At 43.1% G+C, this 3,022-nt stretch carries 3 protein-coding genes; all 3 read left to right on the top strand.

Annotated elements, in window-relative coordinates:
* Positions 1 to 20 precede the first annotated feature (20 nt).
* The 3 genes from ACO6V1_RS23275 to ACO6V1_RS23265 all read left to right on the top strand — a co-directional run bounded on the left by ACO6V1_RS23275 (position 21) and on the right by ACO6V1_RS23265 (position 2,857).
* Positions 21 to 140, top strand: coding sequence for a hypothetical protein (locus tag ACO6V1_RS23275; RefSeq protein WP_422468893.1), 120 nt, complete (start codon positions 21 to 23; stop codon positions 138 to 140).
* A 175-nt stretch (positions 141 to 315) separates the two neighbouring features.
* Positions 316 to 1,488 (top strand): RING finger domain-containing protein, encoded by a 1,173-nt coding sequence (locus ACO6V1_RS23270; RefSeq protein ID WP_422468891.1) that lies wholly within the window; start codon positions 316 to 318, stop codon positions 1,486 to 1,488.
* Positions 1,489 to 1,699: 211 nt separating this feature from the next.
* The gene (locus ACO6V1_RS23265; RefSeq protein WP_422468889.1) at positions 1,700 to 2,857 is read left to right on the top strand and encodes an RING finger domain-containing protein; all 1,158 of its coding nucleotides are present in this window, start codon (positions 1,700 to 1,702) and stop codon (positions 2,855 to 2,857) included.
* The last annotated feature ends 165 nt before the right edge of the window (positions 2,858 to 3,022 follow it).

Genomic DNA, 3,022 nt, shown 5'->3' with positions numbered 1-3,022 from the left:
TTGGCCAACTACTTAATGACCTGCATATTGCCGCCCATTGTCGAAGTGAAGGTCTGGTACTGGTGACCAATAATACCCGTGGGTTTAAACGGGTGGACGGACTGCGAATTGAGAATTGGTTAGAGGACTCGCTTTCCTGAATCAGAATTCAGGTTTAAATATTGACGATGGTATCTGCTCCCCAGCCAGTCCGGGTGAAGTTCGCAAAGACCTTGTCGTGCCCATCCAGTTTCACCGGTAAGCCCGGTTATGAACTTTTCACTGTGAAATTAGTCGAAAAAATGAAATTCACTTCAGGTTAAGTGGAGATACGATTTGATTAACACCAGCAGTGGGGCACAGCCCAAATACGTTATCCCTGATGCAGCCCCTACATCAACGTCTTCAGCTGATAATGCAAACTTTAAGGGGCACCAGCTTCAAGCTACACAGTCATCCCGGCGAGTAGAAGCTGCTTTGCAAGGTAAGTGCGCTCTGTGCCTGGAAACTTTCACCAATACTGAAATCAAGCCATTATCCTTGTTGCCATGTTTCCATGTGTACCACTCAGAATGTTATGCTCAAGCATTAAATCAATCCTGTCCTGACTGCAGGGCTCTTGCCAATCCTTCAAAAATTAAAATTTACCAAAACAGCACATTATTGAGAGAGAATTTGCCACTGGAATGCACTGAAGACCTTTGTCTTGTCGTAGGTGCCAATGCCTCAATCAGCTCCGGCACGCAAGCTCTCTGTCCTTATCCTCTTGCAACTTTCCCATATCAGGAGGCAGAAAACTTTTTGGAAAACAACCATCCCCAAATTATTGAATGGCTCCTTGAGTCATTTGCTCAAAAACACTACACAACCGCTAATGTGCGTTATTACGAAAAATATTGCGGAACAGAATTCGAACACATTCACCATAAACCAGCGATTACGCTTTTTGTGCAGCACAACCCCAACGAGCCCATGAAAGGATTGTACTATTCGTCTGCAGATATTAATAAAGCAAAAACGGCAGAATCTGCTTTCGCAAATCTTGTGGAAGACATTCGAACTGATTTATTAATTCTCAGTCTGAGAAACTCGCACCCAGCCATTTTTGACCACAAAACAGACCTATACATCTACCGTTATGATTTATGGACATACAACGCTATTTTTATCAATGGCAAAAATAACTCCGTCCCTCTTCGCACCATATTCAATCCATCGACTAAATCTTTTAGCTGGGATAGATTGAAACTGGAGCTGGAAAAACAGGGTCTTGAATATAAGAAGTTATTCGAAACAACGCCTTCTGAAAGATTTTTCGAGTGTAATCAATTCTCCCGGATGAGATCTTTTCAGAGCCGGGGATTTGATTCTGTTGACGGTTTTCACTCCAACAGCCTGAGGGGAACCGCAGGCGCAGAATGGAGCACGCCCGGCTCTCAACGCCCTGTTAGTGAAAGTACGTTGGAAATTCCCTCCGGGGAGTTTGATACCGATAGTTTCTTATTCTGATCTGAAGAAGCTTAACCGGGTAATACCCGATCACCTCGAATTAACTCCGGTGGGTTAGCAGCAGATAAGCAGTTGGCTAAATGGAATTGTATATTTCTGGCTAAGAGGGCAGTTACCATTTAATGAAACCTACTGTAAGTCCGGTCAGGAACTTTTTATTGTGATAATAGTCAAAAGATGAAATTAACTTCTGGAAAAAAGGAGATACAACTTGATTGACACCAGCAGCATTGGGACACAGCCTGAATACGTTATCCCTGACCCTACAGCCCATACCTCTGAATCAACGTGTCCAGCTAATAATGCAAACTTTAAGGGGCACCAGCTTCAAGCTACACAGTCATCCCGGCGAGTAGAAGCTGCTCTACAAGGTAATTGCGCTATTTGCCTGCAAACTTTGACCAGTACTGAAATCAAACAATTATCCTTGTTACCATGTTTCCATGTGTACCACTCAAAATGCACTGATGAACTATTAAACCGTCAGCAGCCCTGTCCTGAGTGTAAGGGTGTTATCAGTCCTTCAACGATTAAAGTCTATGATAATAGCACATTATTAAGAGAGAGTTTGCCACTGGAATGCACTAAAAACCTTTGTACCGTCGTAGGAACCAATGCCTCGATCAGCTCCGGCACGAAAGCTCTCTGCCCTTACCCCCTGGTAACTTTCCCACATCAAGAGGCAAAAGACTTTCTGAAGAACAACCATAGCCAAATTATTGCATGGCTCCATGATTCATTTGCCCAAAAACAGTACACAATCGCTGATGTGTTTTATGATGAAAAATGTTGCTACACAGACCAATTCATCCAGCTTCACCCTCAACCAATGATTATGGTTTCTGTGAAGTTCAACCCCAATGAGCCCATGAGTAATTTGGGCTATACGTCTGAAGCTATTAACAATGCGACAACTCCAGAAGCTGCTTTCACAAATCTTCTGGAAGACATTCGAACCGATTTATTATTTCTCAGCCTGAAAAACACGTATCCAGCTATTTTTGACCAAAAGACAGAACTCTACATCCTTCATTATGATTTATGGAAACATAACGCTATTTTTATCAATAACTTAAATAATTCCATCCCTCTTCGCACCGTATTCGACCCATCTACTAAATTTTTTAGCTGGGATAGATTGAAACTGGGGCTGGAAAAAATGAATCTTGAATATAAGAAGTTATTCGACACGACCCCTTCTGAAAAGCTTTTCGAGAGCTGGCCGGTTGATTCTGTTGACGGTTTTTACTCCAATAGCCGGAGTGAAACTATAGACTTAGAATGTTACTCCAGCTCTCAATGCCCTGTTAGTGACAGTACGTTAGACATTCCCTCTGGGAAGTTTGATACCGATAGGTTCTTATTCTGATCTGAAGAAGCTTAACCGGGTAACACCCGATCACCTCGAATTAACCTGGTGCAGAAAAGCGTTAATACCCGTACACCCCGTTCATCCTGAGCTTGTCGAAGGATGCTGCCACCGTACTTCGACAAGCTCAGCACGAGCGGTATGGGTATCAACGCTTAGGAATTC

The sequence above is a fragment of the Endozoicomonas sp. ALC013 genome (assembly GCF_049310205.1).
Classification (GTDB): Bacteria; Pseudomonadota; Gammaproteobacteria; order Pseudomonadales; family Endozoicomonadaceae; genus Endozoicomonas.
Note: the sequence above shows the minus strand (reverse complement) of the source record. Positions and strands in the feature narration are given on the sequence as shown.